At 43.9% G+C, this 15,668-nt stretch carries 15 protein-coding genes; 8 read left to right on the forward strand and 7 right to left on the reverse strand.

The window, feature by feature from the left end; translation table 11 throughout:
• Window positions 1-120 precede the first annotated feature (120 nt).
• On the forward strand, window positions 121-1,302 hold the full coding sequence (locus DPF91_RS12645) for a MalY/PatB family protein (RefSeq protein WP_117234784.1): 1,182 nt from the start codon (window positions 121-123) through the stop codon (window positions 1,300-1,302).
• Window positions 1,303-1,413: 111 nt separating this feature from the next.
• Here DPF91_RS12645 and DPF91_RS12650 read toward each other — a convergent pair whose 3' ends face one another.
• Together DPF91_RS12650 and lldD are read right to left on the reverse strand one after the other, a co-directional pair.
• The gene (locus DPF91_RS12650; RefSeq protein WP_117234785.1) at window positions 1,414-1,890 is read right to left on the reverse strand and encodes a peroxiredoxin; all 477 of its coding nucleotides are present in this window, start codon (window positions 1,888-1,890) and stop codon (window positions 1,414-1,416) included.
• Window positions 1,891-1,988: 98 nt separating this feature from the next.
• The gene (gene lldD / locus DPF91_RS12655; RefSeq protein WP_117234786.1) at window positions 1,989-3,125 is read right to left on the reverse strand and encodes an FMN-dependent L-lactate dehydrogenase LldD; all 1,137 of its coding nucleotides are present in this window, start codon (window positions 3,123-3,125) and stop codon (window positions 1,989-1,991) included.
• 181 nt (window positions 3,126-3,306) lie between these two features.
• On the opposite strand from lldD, the gene DPF91_RS12660 reads away from it, so the two are divergent.
• The 3 genes from DPF91_RS12660 (at window position 3,307) to DPF91_RS12670 (ending at window position 6,909) form a co-directional block, all read left to right on the forward strand.
• Window positions 3,307-4,206 (forward strand): LysR family transcriptional regulator, encoded by a 900-nt coding sequence (locus DPF91_RS12660; protein ID WP_117234787.1) that lies wholly within the window; start codon window positions 3,307-3,309, stop codon window positions 4,204-4,206.
• An 84-nt stretch (window positions 4,207-4,290) separates the two neighbouring features.
• Window positions 4,291-5,994, forward strand: coding sequence for a protein adenylyltransferase SelO (locus tag DPF91_RS12665; RefSeq protein WP_117234788.1), 1,704 nt, complete (start codon window positions 4,291-4,293; stop codon window positions 5,992-5,994).
• Between the two features lie 147 nt (window positions 5,995-6,141).
• Window positions 6,142-6,909, forward strand: a complete 768-nt coding sequence (locus tag DPF91_RS12670; RefSeq protein WP_117234789.1) for a GNAT family N-acetyltransferase — start codon at window positions 6,142-6,144, stop codon at window positions 6,907-6,909.
• Between the two features lie 19 nt (window positions 6,910-6,928).
• Here the strand turns inward: DPF91_RS12670 and DPF91_RS22335 are convergent, their stop codons facing one another.
• Window positions 6,929-7,480: a prepilin-type N-terminal cleavage/methylation domain-containing protein gene (locus tag DPF91_RS22335; protein ID WP_117234790.1), complete on the reverse strand. Its 552-nt coding sequence runs from the start codon at window positions 7,478-7,480 to the stop codon at window positions 6,929-6,931.
• Window positions 7,481-7,728: 248 nt separating this feature from the next.
• Between DPF91_RS22335 and DPF91_RS12680 the strand changes: the two genes are divergently transcribed.
• Window positions 7,729-9,291: a L,D-transpeptidase family protein gene (locus DPF91_RS12680; RefSeq protein ID WP_117234791.1), complete on the forward strand. Its 1,563-nt coding sequence runs from the start codon at window positions 7,729-7,731 to the stop codon at window positions 9,289-9,291.
• Between the two features lie 21 nt (window positions 9,292-9,312).
• Here the strand turns inward: DPF91_RS12680 and DPF91_RS12685 are convergent, their stop codons facing one another.
• From DPF91_RS12685 to DPF91_RS12700, 4 genes are read right to left on the reverse strand one after another with little or no spacing between them, the layout of a single operon-like run.
• On the reverse strand, window positions 9,313-9,633 hold the full coding sequence (locus tag DPF91_RS12685; RefSeq protein WP_117234792.1) for a DUF1496 domain-containing protein: 321 nt from the start codon (window positions 9,631-9,633) through the stop codon (window positions 9,313-9,315).
• A 33-nt stretch (window positions 9,634-9,666) separates the two neighbouring features.
• Entirely contained in the window at window positions 9,667-10,584 is a 918-nt protein-coding gene (locus DPF91_RS12690; RefSeq protein WP_117234793.1) for a pyridoxal-phosphate dependent enzyme, read from the reverse strand.
• The gene (locus DPF91_RS12695; RefSeq protein ID WP_117234794.1) at window positions 10,581-11,864 is read right to left on the reverse strand and encodes a sensor histidine kinase; all 1,284 of its coding nucleotides are present in this window, start codon (window positions 11,862-11,864) and stop codon (window positions 10,581-10,583) included. The genes DPF91_RS12690 and DPF91_RS12695 overlap by 4 nt, the downstream gene beginning before the upstream one ends.
• A 2-nt stretch (window positions 11,865-11,866) precedes the next feature.
• Window positions 11,867-12,544, reverse strand: coding sequence for a response regulator transcription factor (locus DPF91_RS12700; RefSeq protein WP_117234795.1), 678 nt, complete (start codon window positions 12,542-12,544; stop codon window positions 11,867-11,869).
• A 127-nt stretch (window positions 12,545-12,671) separates the two neighbouring features.
• On the opposite strand from DPF91_RS12700, the gene DPF91_RS12705 reads away from it, so the two are divergent.
• From DPF91_RS12705 to DPF91_RS12715, 3 genes are read left to right on the forward strand one after another with little or no spacing between them, the layout of a single operon-like run.
• A complete protein-coding gene (locus DPF91_RS12705) occupies window positions 12,672-13,727 on the forward strand; it encodes a glycosyltransferase family 2 protein (RefSeq protein WP_241033819.1) in 1,056 nt (351 codons plus the stop codon).
• Window positions 13,727-15,214 carry an ArnT family glycosyltransferase gene (locus DPF91_RS12710; protein WP_117234797.1) on the forward strand — a complete coding sequence of 496 codons (1,488 nt, stop codon included), beginning with the start codon at window positions 13,727-13,729 and terminating at the stop codon, window positions 15,212-15,214. The genes DPF91_RS12705 and DPF91_RS12710 overlap by 1 nt, the downstream gene beginning before the upstream one ends.
• Before the next feature lie 13 nt (window positions 15,215-15,227).
• Window positions 15,228-15,644, forward strand: a complete 417-nt coding sequence (locus DPF91_RS12715) for a GtrA family protein (RefSeq protein ID WP_241033820.1) — start codon at window positions 15,228-15,230, stop codon at window positions 15,642-15,644.
• The last annotated feature ends 24 nt before the right edge of the window (window positions 15,645-15,668 follow it).

A 15,668-nucleotide genomic window follows, 5' to 3' on the forward strand; every position in this document is an offset into this window, starting at 1 on the left:
ACTCAGATATATGTGCTTGTCGCATGTACCAAAATCTAAATTTTTAGTAGTCGGAAACGTGTTTCTGGTATTTACTAAGGCAGAATCATTACAAAAGAATAATCAGTGAGTTAGAGCACGATGACAAAATACAATTTTACTCGAGTGTTAGATCGTACCGATGCTTCATCAGCGAAGAATGACCAAAACCTAGTTAAGCAGTTTCTTGGACTGAATTATTATGACGATACTATCCCATTGTGGGTTGCAGATATGGATTTTGAATGCGCCCCTGCAATTTCTAGAGCGCTAGAGAGTAGGGCGAAGCAAGGTACGTTGGGTTACACCATGCTGACTAGTGCTTACCAAGAAAGCATCATCAACTGGTATGGTCGTCGCCATAACATGAAAATAGAACCTGAATGGATTGTTTTTAGTAATGGAACTGTATCTGCGATCCGCAATGTCATTCGCGCATTTACCAATGAAGGGGATGGCGTCATCATTCAACCCCCAGTTTACTATCCGTTTGAAGTCCAGGTTAAAGACACCAATCGAAAGGTAATTCATAACCACCTAATTAGGGATGATGCAAATACCTACAGCATTGATATAGCAGACTTTGAGAAAAAGTGTCAGGACCCAAATAACAAGCTATTTATCTACTGCAACCCCCATAATCCGACGGGCAATATTTGGCCAGAAGAGGTGACTCAACAACTCCTAACCATTTGTGCTGAAAATGACGTCTTGTTCTTCTCAGATGAGATACACGCTGATTTACTTCGTGCGGGCAAATCATTTACTTCTGCGCTTAACCTAGAGCATAGCGACAAGACCATAATTGCCACTGCGGTCAATAAAACCTTCAATGTCGCGGGTTTGCACATTACAAACTTGGTGATAAGTAATGATGAGTTAAAGCAGAAACTGAACAAGTACACTGGCTCAATTGGAATGTCTCCTTTCTCGTTAGATGCCACCATTGCTGCGTATAACGAAGAGGAAGAATGGGTGACAGAAGTCAATCAAGTTATTGATACTAATCTCGAAATGATGCGAGAGTTTATCGCAGCGCATATTCCTAAGATTCGATTTTCTGTTCCTGATGCGACTTATCTCGCTTGGCTCGATTTCTCTGCCTTCGGCATTGAAGAAAAAGAACTGATGGAATTGATTGCCAATGAAGCGCACTTAATTCTTGAGAGAGGCAGCCTGTTTGGGGAGCACGGTAATGGATTTATTCGCATCAATGTGGCTTGTCCAACCGAGATCCTTAAAGAAGCACTGGAGCGCTTAGAAAAGTTGTTAAATTCTATGTAGAGTTTCTGTGCAACTTCAAATTATCACGGTATTTTAATGAACCTTAAAAAGGCTCTGGAGTGGATGCTCCTAAGCCTTTGTCATCATCTGTATGGTTGCAATTTATCGACGTTATTTTAACGCCGCAAGAATAGCTTTCGCTTTGCTGACTTCAAATTGTTTCGGCTCTTCAACATGAAGGTGAGTGACGACTCCATTATCAACAACCATCGCATAGCGCTGTGAACGGGTACCACCGAAAGTCGCTGTTTCCATCTCTAGCCCTAACGCTTTAGTAAAGCTCGCATCTCCATCGCCAAGCATAAGAATCTCGCTCGCATTTTGTGCTTTGCCCCAAGCATTCATCACGAAGGCATCGTTTACCGAGACACAAGCAATGGTGTCGATACCTGCCGCCTTAATCTCATCGGCTAGAACTACATAGCCTGGTAGGTGCGCTTCTGAGCATGTTGGTGTAAAGGCACCCGGTACAGCGAAGAGCACCACGCGTTTGTTGGCAAACAACTCATCTGTGTTATGAGTTTGCATGCCGGCATCATTAAGTTCACTTAAGGTTGCAATTGGTAATGCTTGGCCTATTTGAATCATGGTTTACTTTCCTTGTGAGTTAGATTTCAACAGTGTAGCGACTAAACAGAAAACAGACCACCCAGTGAAAATAAGGGTATTGCTTGATGTGAAGAACACTACATAGAAACGAGCGAGTCACTTGATAAATCTGCGATGGTTTTCGCTCCAGTAAGCGTCATTGCAACACGCATTTCTTTATCGTAAAGATCCAATAGATTCTCCACGCCCTGACCTCCCTGTGCGGCAAGTGCATAAACAAATGAGCGACCCAGTAGGGTACAGTCTGCCCCTAGAGCCAGCATACGTACTACATCCAACCCCGTTCGGATACCTGAGTCGACGAAGATCTTTAGGTCACCTTTAACGGCGTCAGCAATACTTGGTAAAGCTCGTGCAGTTGAGAGAACGCCATCGAGTTGACGTCCGCCGTGATTCGACACCACGATCCCATCTGCGCCGAAGCGCACTGCATCCTTTGCATCTTCCTCATCGAGAATCCCTTTGATAACCATTGGGCCATCCCAGAAGTCGCGAATCCACTCTAGATCTTTCCATGAAATGGACGGATCAAAGTTTGCCCCTAACCAGCCAATGTAATCTTCGAGCTTGGTTGGCTCCCCGCGATAGGTAGATATATTGCCTAAATCATGAGGCTTGCCTAGAACGCCAACACCCAGTGCCCAGCTAGGATGAAGCATGGATTGGAATACCCGACGCATTGCGGCGTTAGGTCCGCTCATACCTGAGTGCATGTCTCGATAACGAGCGCCTGGTACAGGCATGTCAACGGTAAACACAAGTGTCGTGACCCCTGCAGCCTTAGCACGCTCTAAAACGTTCTTCATGAACCCGCGATCTTTTAGTACGTAAAGTTGGAACCACATTGGTCGTTCAAGAGCAGGAGCGACTTCCTCGATAGGGCACACAGAGACGGTCGACATAGTGAAAGGGATACCTTTGTTTTCTGCTGCTTTTGCTGCTTGTACTTCGCCGCGTCGAGCGTACATACCGGTTAAACCAACAGGCGCTAAGGCAATAGGCATAGCGAGCTTTTCACCGAAGATTTCTGTTTCTAGACTCAGGTCTTGCATGTCTCTCAATACTCGCTGACGCAGTGCGACATCGCCTAAGTCTTCTGTGTTACGTTTCAATGTGCGTTCGTCATAAGAGCCGCCATCAATATAGTGGAACAAAAAAGGTGGCAGTTTAGCTTTTGCGGCAGCGCGGTAATCTGTAGAAGCAGAGATAATCATAATTTTGCGTCCAGGCTGTTATTCTAAGATTGCGTATTGAGTCAATGAGCGCTTGCTCAACGGCTGGAGAATTGCATTGTTTGTTGTAATGATTTTGTTGATGTAGTGTAAATTTAAACCTTTATCTTTTATCAATATAGGGAAATAATGAAATTGATTTATTCCACAAATGACATAATCAATGCGAGCAGATGACTTGATCCTATTTTCTCAGGTCGTAGAAATGGGTAGCTTTAGTAAGGTGGCAGAAAATAATAACCTTACAAATTCAGTAGTTAGCAAGAGAGTCGCGAGATTAGAAGAAGAGATCGGGGCTCAGTTATTATATCGAACTACGCGTAAATTGACTCTTACCGAGGCAGGAAAGGTTCTGCTACATAGTGCTAAAAATGTGAAGCAAGCCACTCAGGAGGCATTGGATGCCGTTTCAGGCTTTGGTGAAAATGTCAGCGGTCATATCAAAATGTCGGTGCCCACAATCTCCGGTGATTTGATACTTGCTGATGCAGTAGCTGAGTTTTGCAATATGCACCCAGGGTTAACAGTAGAGATGTCTCTCGACAATCGATTCGTCGATTTGGTGGAAGGTGGATACGATTTGGTGATCAGAACGGGTTACCTAGAAGATTCGAGTTTGATTGCAAGGCATATCTTAGATTCACAGTGGGTGGTGTGTGCGTCGCCCTCTTATATCGCCAAAAATGGAAAACCGATCGAGCCAGTCGACTTAATGCAACATAACTGTTTGCAATACGCTTATCAAACGACAGGTGCAAAGGATTGGCAGTTTAAAGGTGTTGATGGGGACTATATTGTGAAGGTCTCAGGTACTTTTTCGACTGACAATGCGACGGCACTCAGAAAGGCTGCTTTGGGAGGCCATGGAATCGCTTATGTGCCGCGTTGTTTGGTCTATCACGATATTCGCAGTGGAGAGCTAGTGGATATTTTCCCCGAGTTAGTTGGTAAAAAGCTTGGTGTTTACGCTGTGTATCCATTTACCCGTCAACCTCCGAATAAAGTGAGATTACTTATCGAGCATATACGTGAACGTTACCTGACGATCTCTCACTATTTTTAATCAACATTCGCAAATTAATGATGCTTTAACCCAGTGCATACATATTACGACTGAAACAGTACAAAACAACGGATTATCAGTTAGATGGATAATAAAACAAGCGGGCAACAAGAATCCAAAGTGAGCAACTTATTAGAATTTGCTCAAGCCGTAGATTACTCATTACTAGAGTCGCTGACTCCCGATCCAGGTTCGACGAAAGATGGGGTAGACCATCGACCTAGACAAGTCTTTTCTGGTCATTATGTACCAGTGAAGCCGACGCCTATTTCGACTCCGTTTTATGTAAGCCATAGCCATCAACTTTTTGAGGAGTTAGGGCTGGATGACAACTTGGCTTTGACTGATGAGTTCAAGCAATTGTTTTCTGGTGATATGGCACAGGCCCCAAGTCCAATGCGACCCTATGGCTGGGCAACGGGTTATGCTCTCTCTATTTTTGGTAATGAATACATCGACAACTGCCCATTTAAAACAGGTAATGGGTACGGCGACGGGCGCGCGATCTCTGTCTTTGAGGGAGTATTCAATAATAAGCGATGGGAGATGCAGTTAAAAGGCGGTGGGCCGACTCCTTATTGTCGAGGTGCCGATGGTCGAGCAGTATTACGTTCCAGTGTCCGAGAGTTTTTGGCACAAGAATACATGCATGCGCTCGGGGTTCCGACATCTCGTTCATTGAGCCTGTTTGCCTCTCAAACGGAAACCGTAGATCGGCCATGGTATAGCGAAGGCTCTCGTTCTGAAAATCCAGATATTATGCTTTCTAACCCCGTTGCTATCACGACTCGTGTTGCACCTTCATTTTTACGAGTAGGGCAGTTGGAGTTATTTAGCCGACGAGCAAGAGTAAGTCAGCACCCAAATGCGAGGGAAGAGCTAGAGGCACTTGCCAGACACATCATTGAACGAGAATACCAAACCGAGATTGACGCTAGCTTACCTTTTATAGATCAACTGCTTGCCTTGGCGATAGCGTTCCGTGATAGGTTAACGTCACTCGTCACTCATTGGCTGCGGATTGGTTACTGCCAAGGTAACTTTAATAGCGATAACTGTGCGGTTGGTGGGTTCACCTTGGATTACGGACCGTTTGGTTTCTGTGAGTACTTTGAACCGTATTTCCAGCCCTGGACCGGAGGAGGCAGACACTTCGCATTCTTTAATCAGCCACAAGCGGCAGAAAAGAACTTTGAGACCTTCTGTAATGCCCTAAGACCGTTATTACAGTCAGAGCCACAAGCGTTAAACGAACTAGAGCTGATTGTGGAAAGCTTCTCATCGGTAATGAAAGATAAGCTTACCGATATGTGGGCGAGTAAGCTGGGTTTAGAAGTACCAGATAGTCACCTTTTTAATCAACTGTTAGCGCTAATGATGAAAAGCCATATCGACTACACACTTTTTTTCCGTGAACTTTCTAATATTCCTGAAGAGCTCACAGAGCTTTCGGCTTGCTTTTATGCAGACCTGACTCAAGAACTAAAAACAGAGTGGGATGAATGGCTTAGAGCCTGGCGAGATGCGCTAGGCAGTTCATTAAGGAAAGAGCAGCTCTCAACGCAAATGAAACAGGTGAACCCCAAGTATACCTGGAGAGAATGGTTGATCGTTCCGGCCTATGAGCAAGCGAAAGAGGGTAACTTCTCGTTGGTTCATGAACTACAGGCAATCTTTGCTAACCCTTATGACGAGCAGTCTCAATCAGTCGAAGACAAGTACTATCAATTAAGACCATTGGCGTTCTTTGCCGCTGGTGGTGTTTCTCATTATAGCTGCTCATCTTAGTAAGCTTTAATGGGTTTCACTGTTTCCAACATATTTACAATGTTCTGAACTAGTATGATGTGAAACCGAGATAAGCCGTATTAATTGTTGAATAGATTAGATATTCTTCAGTTAGCATGCCTGAAACCGAATGCTCCGGAGAGTGAAATGAATACATTGGATGTGATGAATGAATACAATGAGTTTGAACGTAAGAGCGTCAACTCCTTTAACGGTGTTGTGAAGTCGAGCGATACACTCGTTAAATTTGTCTCTGAAGACTTTCACGGCAGCTATATCTCTTACTACAGCTTTGAAGAAAGCGATTCAGAGCGAAGAGTGAAAGAAGATCTAGAGTATTTTCAACAGCGTAACCTCTGCTTTGAATGGAAAACTTACAGCACTGATAGACCAACAAACCTAGAGTCTGTATTACTCGAGAGCGGGTTTGAACAAGAAGAAACTGAGTCTTTCATGGCGCTCAACTTAGCTGAGACGGACAACAAACCTTTCGATGAATCAGCCATCACCGAGGTCTTTGATGAACGAGGGGTTCGAGATGCGATCAAGGTACAAGAGCAAGTCTGGGGTGGCGACTTTGAGTGGCAATACAATTACCTATTTAAGTTAAAACAAAACTCACCTGATTCGATTTCTATTTACGTTGTATACGTAAACGGTCAGCCGGTGACGTCTGCATGGATAACCTTTAATGAAGGGAGCCCGTTTGCAGGTATTTGGGGTGGAAGCACGGTAGAAGAGTTCCGTGGCAAAGGCTTATACAGTTCACTACTCAACAAGCGTATCGCTGAAGCAAAAGCCCGAGGTGTTAAGTATCTAATTATCGATGCCTCTGACATGAGCAAACCGATTGTTGCAAAGCGCGGTTTTGAGGTGATTGCAACGACGACGGGTTACACATCGCCAAAACGATAGAATAGATTTCGATCCAGCTCTAACAACCAGTTTGGATAGATCCAGAATGATAAACTTCTTTTGATGCCTCATTGATGTAGTAGGCGTAACAGCCGTTTGTTTTGAGTACATAACCACGTGGCCATATATATGATGCTCTATCTTGGCCACCGTTTGAATCTAGTGGATGATTTGGTACTTCAATGTACCCGCCTTTTCCTGGGTACATATTTCCTAGAATACAGAATTCAGGCTCATCACAAGGAACCGTTTCCCAGTTTCGTGTCCATGATGAGGGTACTTCAATTTGCAACAATGACCTAAGTGTACCAGCACTGGCTGCGGGGTAGCCGCCAGTTAGAGAGATAGTTTCCCCTTCGTAATCGATCGACGATTCTGCATTATCGATTTCAATGCGTGCCTCTGCGAACTTTAACGCCGATTTCAGCGCGGCTTCAACACCGCTAATACTTGCGCCAGAGGCGTCTCCGGATAAGTTGATAAACCTAGGAGCAGCGACAACGGCTAATACGCCTAAAATGACAATCACGACAACTAACTCGATTAATGTAAATCCATTTCGATTTTTCATGATAAGCTCAGTATTATATTTTATGGTTGAATATGTTAACACACAAAAACAGATACGACAGTTGGGTATATAAGCTCACAATGAACAAGGAGAGTGCGTGTGAGTATATGGAGATTTGCAGTCAGGGATTTTAAAGCCTAGGCTAATTTTTCAAATTACTGTATGAAATAAGCGAACTTTAGAAGCTAACATTCCTCCCATTTTTTGCCATACTTCTAAGAGTTGTTGAGAAGAATGAGGAGGAAAGTATGCGCGTTGCTTGGCCTTTGCACTTGTTGTGCATCACTCTTCTTGTGTTTTATGTCCCTAAAGCGCTAGCTTTAGATAGTTTTTATCGCCTTAATTGGATTGATAAAGAATCTCACGTCAATCAACTTATCCAATATCCTCAACAACTCGAAACTCTTTATGAGAATAATCAATATCAGTTAATTTGGTACGAAAATAACTCAGTTGACCAACTTTTCTATCAATTACAGATTGTCGATAAATCCAGGCTTGGTCAACAGTTTACAACGCGCTTGAATTGGTTAGAGCACTACCTAACGTCTAATCGACAGTTTGAATTCGATCTTCTTGCGACCGACACTCTGATCCTTTATCTAAACTATGCAGAAGAAGCACCGTTATCGGGTCGTGATTGGTACTTGGGGGCGTTTATTCCTTATACCTTTCCTGAACCTAGCTATGAGCTGATGTACAACATCAACCAAGCGGTGATGAGCGATCAATTAGTATCAGTATTGATGCAAGGCCAATCACCATTAGCAAATACGATTGAATTTGAATCGGCGTGGTTTGAGCTGCTCGAACAACAATCCCTTCCAGAAATTAACTTTTCCCATAAAGGCCTATTGAGGATGGGGGACACCTTAGAGCCAGAAAGGCGCGATGTGTTGATAGAGTTGATTTCGCGCGTAGGTATTGATACATCGCTGATTTCTCCGAATCTTTCTCGTTATGATCGTGAGCTTAATACCGCAGTGAAGCGTTTCCAAAAACTTCATGGATTGAAGCAAGACGGCATCATTGGGCCTAACACCCTGTCCTGGTTAAATAAGAAGCCTGAAGAGAGATTAAGACTGCTTGCCTTGAATGCAGAGCGCTCGCGTCTTTGGCCTGTTCAGCGAGATAAGATTATCTTAGTGAATGTACCGAGTTTTCAATTGGAGTATTGGCAGGGTGGAGAGGAGCTATTTGCTTCAAAAGTGGTCGTTGGTCGTAAATCACGAAAAACACCTCTACTCAACATTTCACTGGACTCTCTAGTATTAAATCCTTCCTGGAATGTGCCTTGGAAGATCATGGTGAAAGACATCTTGCCTAAGATGAAATACAACCAGGGTTATTTAAATAACAATAACTTCAAAGTGATTAAGAGCTGGAGCGACCGAACGACGGTGGATGTCAGCGAGTTTGATTGGAATGGAACGTCACCTTACTCATTCCCGTATAGATTGCAGCAGCAACCAGGAAACAAAAACGCACTAGGTTTGTATAAATTTAATACTCCAAATGCCAGAGCTATCTATTTGCACGACACGCCGAGTCGACATTTGTTTAATGAGGATGTAAGAGCGTTTAGTTCAGGTTGCATCCGAGTCCAGTACGCAGAAAATTTCGCGACTACGTTGTTAGAGTCTCAAGGAATGAATGTTAATCGGCTCACTAAAGCGCGTGCACAGTCTCCTTTAGTTACTCAGTCGGTACGCTTGCGCTCACGCATTCCAGTTCACATCATTTACCAGACAGCATGGGTAGAAGCTGGGCTGGTTAATTACCGCCACGATGTATACAACTATGACGGTTAGTATCCATCATGATCGTTGGTTTTAATCGTCTTGTTTCTCGCCACTCTTGAGTGTGTTCCATTTTAAAGCGCCATTTTGCTCGAAATCGTGAGCTGATGAACATTGCAGAAGAATGGTTTGAACTTCAATAACAGCACCCTCGGAGTAGGCTTTATCGTCGTAGTAGCAGACTCGCTTAACCATATCCCCGCTTGCTACAACGATGGCTTTATTTTCTGCACCGCTTCCAACAGAATATGTTTTTGCAGTTACAGAAAAGCTTGTTGCTGTTAGCAGGACAGTAGCAGCTGTAAGTATCTTAATTGATGCATTTAACGCTGGTTCTTGGTGATTATATTGCATTGGGTATCCTTGGACCGATTTTCTTACCTATGGCTAGTAGTCGTATTTTCGCTGATATCTAGGCAGCATAGTTTCGTTACCTAATAGACCACCTTGGTGGACATAGAGAATCGTCACGTCTTGTTGATTTTGGTGCCACTCTAATAAACAGCGCCACATCAATGGGTCATAGAGTAAGTCGAATTCAACTTTGGTCTCTTCGATGAGTTTTTGCCATATGATGTAGTCTTGCTGATAAAGCTTGGCAAAATGATGTTTATTGCTTAAAGACAAGATGGTTGGGTAATCAGTTTTATCCAATGTATCTGAATCATGTAAATGATGGAATTGTTGGGTTAGATAGTCTTCTCCACCGACACAGGCACAAGTAAGAACTTCTATGCTGTGGGGTTTAAGGTGCTTTTGAAGAAAGAAAGCTGTTGTACCAGTACCAGAGGGCAAAGCTACCTTAATATTGCTAAGTTGGTTCTCTGCTATCCACTCGAGAATTTCGTTTGCCAACGTCTTGACGCCAAATTCTGCTATACCGCAGCGCCCGCCTTCAGGTACAACCGCACAGTTTTGCTCAGGCTTTCTTACGGTTTGTATGTATTGCCAGCTGCTGAGGGATTTAGTTAGTTCTGATACATCAATGACCTGAGCCCCAAGCTCAAGGGCGGCCTTATAATTTCCACTGGGGCTTTGTTTAATAAAAGACGCGATATGGTTGACGTAAAACTCACATCTCCAGCCATGGAGCTTTGCTAACGCAGCCATTGAATAGAGAGAATTTGCTTGCGGTGAACCATGTCCGATAATGGTGTCGATATTTGCTGGCGGATGTTCAATAAGTTGGCGGAATTTTCGAGATTTATTACCAGAAAATGTTGGGTGAAGTAGGTCATCCCGTTTGAGGTAAAACGGGATGTTTTGGAAGGTATGTTGTGTAACCGGGCTGCAGTCTAGTTTCATGGCTCTAGGTTAGAATGATGACCAAAGTGTATTTGGGCAGTACATCCTATGTCGGAATTGTTGGAGATATTGAACGTCCAATTGTAGCGTTGACAAAAATCATCAACAATCATTAATCCAAGCCCATGGCCTTCAGAATTAGGTTCATCGGTTAAGCCTTCTCCAGAGTCGACAACAGAAACAGAGTCTTGCGATACATTTACAGTAATATGTCCTTCGGGAGAGGCAGCAATCGCGTTACGTATTAGGTTTCCTATCAGCATGTTCATGATAGCAGGCGTTGCTTGAATGGATGGTGCGGCCGAAAAATTCTCGATAATACGAATTTGCTTTTGATCGGCCTGCGCTGCATTCTGCTCGATGATACGAGTAAGCTCAGCATGCTCAAAGCTTCGAAACTCTAGTTTGTGTTCACTTCGTTCATAGCGCACTAAGCTGAGCAGTGCGTCGACCATATCAGCCATTTGGCTACTAGCTTCTTCAATTCTTTGCAGCTGGCGTTTAGCAAAGTCGTTGTGAGTTCCACGAGCCAGTAGCTTATTTGAACCCTTGATCACCGTCAGCGGCGTTCTTAACTCATGACTCGCGTAGCGTGCAAAAGCTTGCTCTCGCTTTAGTAGCACTTGTATATCATGGCGATACTTATTGAGCTGCTGTGTAAGTTGCTTATATTCCACTGCCGCATCTTCGGAAATGGAAAACTCGAATGTCGGATTACCCGCTGACTCGGTGAGTTGATCTGATAGGGTGCTTATCGGTTGAATAAAACCTTTTGAAAGTCTGTAGAGAAGCGCTGAGAATGCTGCAAGAAGCAGTAACACGAAAATCAGTACACCTGCTGTGACAACAAGAACCTCTTCATTACTGAGTTCGACTTCATCTATTCGTGACAGGAGTACAATGGGTTTTACTTCACCTCTGAAACTGTACTCTCCAATGTAAACCATACGCGAGTCGTCGCCAACGGTATCTATTTCACCTACAAAAGCGTCTTTCTCTTGTACAAATTCTTGATAGTTTTCAGGGACTAAGCTTAAGTCATTGTAGGCATCAGTTAAGGAGTCAATATAAAGAACACCAGACTCACCGTGATTGAAACGTTCAATAGCGGCATTACGATCGATCATTATCTGACGCTCACCAACTCTATCTTCAGACCAATAGAGAGCACCGACAAAAGCTGCGTATAGAGTGCCACCGAGTACTAGAGAAACTAGGCTAAAAAATAACGCCAACCTTCCGGTTAGCGTTTTAGAACTTCGACGAATTCGTTTAAGCATGGTTATGCTTTTGCCTCTAGGCGGAAACCAACTTTAGGCACCGTAACTAGCATCGGCGTGTCGAAAGGTTTATCCAATTGGTTACGCAGTTGATAGATATGGCTGCGAAGCACGTCGTTGTTTGGTTCCTCTTCTTGCCAAAGCTTATATGCAATTTCTTCACGAGAGACAATCTCAGGTGCTTTTTGGCACAACAGTTCCAAGATAGTGTAAGTGGTTGGGTTTAAAGCGAGCAGGCGTTCCTGGCGATAAGCCTTACGCGTCTTTTGTTCAATCTTAATCTCGTCAAAAGTTAGTACCGTGCTTGCAACGGCACCTTGGTAGCGACGAATAAGGGCATTCATACGTGCCTCTAGAATATCGAGATCGAACGGCTTAGTGAGATAATCGTCAGCACCATGTTCAAAGCCTTTAAGCATATCGTCACGATTATCTAAAGCCGTAAGCATCAGCACTGGAGTATTGTTACCTCTGTTGCGAAGTTCATTACAAACCGTTAAGCCATCCATTCGTGGCAGCATCAAATCTAGAATGATGATATCGAACTTATTATCTAAAGCTAGTTGCAGCCCAAGCTCGCCATTATCTGCGTAGTCTAACTCCATGCCAAGGCATTCGAAATAGTCGAATAGTACGCCTGCCACTTCACGATTATCTTCAACCAGCAGTACTCTTTTCATTATATTTATCTCAGTAAGTATTTCTAACTGTGATCATCCTTACTGCGCGTGAAAAATATGTCAACAACATAACTTTCACCATGTGAATGGCATTCTTATCCCATCAAAATAAATGAGCGGTAATGCTATGCCTAGAAATCATCAACTCAATAATGAACCGCCGGTTACACTATCGGTGATCGTGCCTTTTTATAATGAAGCTGAAGTGTTACCCGAATGCCACCAGCGTTTAACCAAAGTTCTGGAAGACCTACAAGTGCGCAGTGAAATCGTCTATGTCGACGACGGTAGCAGTGATAATAGCCGTCAAATTGCACAGCGTTTATCTTCAGAAAGTTGCCTAGTAAGGTGTGTAGGGTTAAGTCGTAATTTCGGTAAAGAATCGGCGATGAGTGCGGGGCTTGAGTATTGTCGCGGTCTAGCTGTGGTGTTGATTGATGCAGATCTTCAAGATCCACCTGAGTTGATTCCTCAGATGCTTGAAAAATGGCGTGAAGGGTACGACGTGGTCAACATGCAGCGCAAGAATCGCGACGGTGAAACCTGGATGAAGAAATTTACCGCAGCGTCTTTCTATCGCGTAATGAACTTCTTCTCCAATATGAATATTCCAGAGAACGTTGGTGATTTTCGTTTGTTAAGTCGTGAAGTTGTAGACCATATAAATCAGCTGCCAGAAAAAAACCGCTATATGAAAGGCGTGTTTACATGGCCTGGTTTCAAACAAGCGACGATACAGTTTGACCGAGATGCACGTCATAGCGGGGAAACTAAGTGGAACTATTTAAAACTCATTGGCTTGGCGGTTGATGGCATTACGTCTTTCTCAATCAGACCGCTACGCATTGCCACTGTTCTAGGAACTTTGATTGCACTTAGCTCGTTTGTTTATGGTGGCATTATCGTCGCTCAAACTCTGCTTTACGGTTCAAATCCCGATGGATACCCATCACTTATGGTCGTTCAACTTGCGATTGGTGGTATTCAGCTACTGACAATAGGCGTGCTCGGCGAGTACATCGGCCGTATCTTCACTGAAGTTAAAGGTCGTCCAATCTACCTCATTCAAGAAGTGACCGATGTGGTTCCTCAGGATGCTAAGAAGCAACGAGTATTAAACCGCTTCGCGCAAGTAAATCAAACCTCATCTATATACCCAGTTAAAATGAAGGAGTCGGCGTAATGACTCAGCAAGCGGCAACTCAGCAAACAACAAATAGTCATTCTCTGTTTAATCGCCGTACTCTTTGGGTACTGTTTCTCTCCGCTGTCGTGATTCGAGTTATCTCACTGGGTTTATACCCGTTGATGGATACAACAGAAGCACGATACGGCGAGATGGCCCGTTTGATGGTTGAAACGGGCAATTGGTTGACTCCGCAATTCGATTACAACGTTCCATTTTGGGGAAAGCCGCCACTATTCACATGGATGAGTGCGACTGGGATTGAGCTGTTCGGAGTCAATGAATTTGCAGTGAGAATGCCGCATTGGCTTGCCGGTGTGCTAGCAATTGGTGTGACAGCTTTCTTAGCAAAGCGTTTAAAGCTTGATGCTCTGATCTCCAGTGTTGTTCTTGCAACCACAGGTGTGTTCGCTATCTCAGCTGGTGCAGTGATGACAGACATGGCACTAACGCTAGGCATGGCGGTTGCGATGACAGGTTTTTACTTGTGTTGGTTAGATGCTGAAAAAAACGCAGGGGCGCCGCACAAGTGGGGGTACTTCGGCTTTATTGGTTTAGCTATCGGTTTGCTGGCAAAGGGCCCAGTGGCGATTGTTATTTTCGGCCTTGCAGTATTCCCTTGGATGGTTATTCAGCACGGTATTATTGGTGCTTTTGTCGAGCTTTGGAAACGTTTCCCATTGGTCAAGGGAAGTTTACTCATGTTAGTAATTGCTGTGCCTTGGTACGCATTGGCGGAGCAGGCGACACCGGGATTTATTGACTACTTCATTGTTGGTGAGCATTTCAAACGTTTTGTTGTGAGTGGTTGGGAAGGGGATTTATACGGCAGTGCACACGATGAGCCTCGAGGTAAAATCTGGCTCTTCTGGTTATCTTCAGCAGCCCCTTGGTCTATTGTTTTGCCACTGTTGTTCATTCGTAGTGGTAAATCACTGAAAGAAGTGTCGCAGCGATATGATGGTGCGATGAGCTTTGCAATGTTATGGCTTATTTCACCAATGATTCTCTTCACGTTTGCGGGCAATATCCTTCCAGCATATGTACTACCAGGTGTGCCTGCGCTTGGGATTCTGATTGCAATGCTTGTTAAAGAACAAGATCAAAAGTGGTTCAAAGGCGTTGCGGCAGTTATCCCGGTGTTGTTAATTGGTGCGGTTATTTTCTTGAACCTAGGTAAAGCGGATACTCGAAGTGATAGAGCTATCTTTGAAAACATTGAAGCTGAACTACCAAGCTTTTATGTCGGTAAGCGTCCTTTTTCTGGTCAGTTCTACAGTTCAGGCCAGGCCCTGAAAGTGGAGTCGGATGATGAGATCGAATCACAACGTTTTTACCTGATTGGCAAGAGAAGCAAAGTGGTTGATTACATCGAGACACATCAACTGGATTGCCAACTAGAGTTTAAGGCAAAGACAAAACGAATGGTTTATCTATGTGATCAAAGTTATGACCAATCGTTGATGGTCAGCTCTACCCAATAAGTTGGTAATCTCAGTGCGTATTGCAAAGTTTGCATTTGTCGGAGGTATCGGCTTTGCTGCCGATACTATCGTGCTATTTATCATGATCAAGTTGTTTGTGTTGCCAGTAATGGCGGCGAGAGCAATAGCTTTCATCGTTGCGGCGACAGTAACTTGGTTTGGCAATCGAAATTTAACCTTCTCAGACCAAACTAAACAACCTAAGCTGCAGCAATGGTTCAAATTCATGGGTGGAGCGCTCTTCTCCGCAATACCAAACTTGATCGTGTTCAAGCTGTGTTTACTTTTGACAGAGACCCCAAGCGACCTGTGGATTTTTGTTAGTTTAGCAATGGGTGTGTTGGTAGGAATGGTGAGTAACTTCTTGCTCAGTAAGTTTTGGGTATTTAGATCCAAAGAGGTCATCGCTAATCATCAACGATCGAACTAATCGCAACAAGTGGATAGCAAAAGA

The organism is Vibrio maerlii (genome assembly GCF_003415655.1).
GTDB classification, from domain to species: Bacteria; Pseudomonadota; Gammaproteobacteria; order Enterobacterales; family Vibrionaceae; genus Vibrio; species Vibrio maerlii.

Excerpts from the sequence above, each read along its gene's own strand:
- DPF91_RS12645 (WP_117234784.1), top strand. The coding sequence starts at position 121 with ATGACAAAATACAATTTTACTCGAGTGTTAGATCGTACCGATGCTTCA.
- DPF91_RS12650 (WP_117234785.1), bottom strand. The coding sequence starts at position 1,890 with ATGATTCAAATAGGCCAAGCATTACCAATTGCAACCTTAAGTGAACTT.
- lldD (WP_117234786.1), bottom strand. The coding sequence starts at position 3,125 with ATGATTATCTCTGCTTCTACAGATTACCGCGCTGCCGCAAAAGCTAAA.
- DPF91_RS12660 (WP_117234787.1), top strand. The coding sequence starts at position 3,307 with ATGCGAGCAGATGACTTGATCCTATTTTCTCAGGTCGTAGAAATGGGT.
- DPF91_RS12665 (WP_117234788.1), top strand. The coding sequence starts at position 4,291 with ATGGATAATAAAACAAGCGGGCAACAAGAATCCAAAGTGAGCAACTTA.
- DPF91_RS12670 (WP_117234789.1), top strand. The coding sequence starts at position 6,142 with ATGAATACATTGGATGTGATGAATGAATACAATGAGTTTGAACGTAAG.
- DPF91_RS22335 (WP_117234790.1), bottom strand. The coding sequence starts at position 7,480 with ATGAAAAATCGAAATGGATTTACATTAATCGAGTTAGTTGTCGTGATT.
- DPF91_RS12680 (WP_117234791.1), top strand. The coding sequence starts at position 7,729 with ATGCGCGTTGCTTGGCCTTTGCACTTGTTGTGCATCACTCTTCTTGTG.
- DPF91_RS12685 (WP_117234792.1), bottom strand. The coding sequence starts at position 9,633 with ATGCAATATAATCACCAAGAACCAGCGTTAAATGCATCAATTAAGATA.
- DPF91_RS12690 (WP_117234793.1), bottom strand. The coding sequence starts at position 10,584 with ATGAAACTAGACTGCAGCCCGGTTACACAACATACCTTCCAAAACATC.
- DPF91_RS12695 (WP_117234794.1), bottom strand. The coding sequence starts at position 11,864 with ATGCTTAAACGAATTCGTCGAAGTTCTAAAACGCTAACCGGAAGGTTG.
- DPF91_RS12700 (WP_117234795.1), bottom strand. The coding sequence starts at position 12,544 with ATGAAAAGAGTACTGCTGGTTGAAGATAATCGTGAAGTGGCAGGCGTA.
- DPF91_RS12705 (WP_241033819.1), top strand. The coding sequence starts at position 12,672 with ATGCCTAGAAATCATCAACTCAATAATGAACCGCCGGTTACACTATCG.
- DPF91_RS12710 (WP_117234797.1), top strand. The coding sequence starts at position 13,727 with ATGACTCAGCAAGCGGCAACTCAGCAAACAACAAATAGTCATTCTCTG.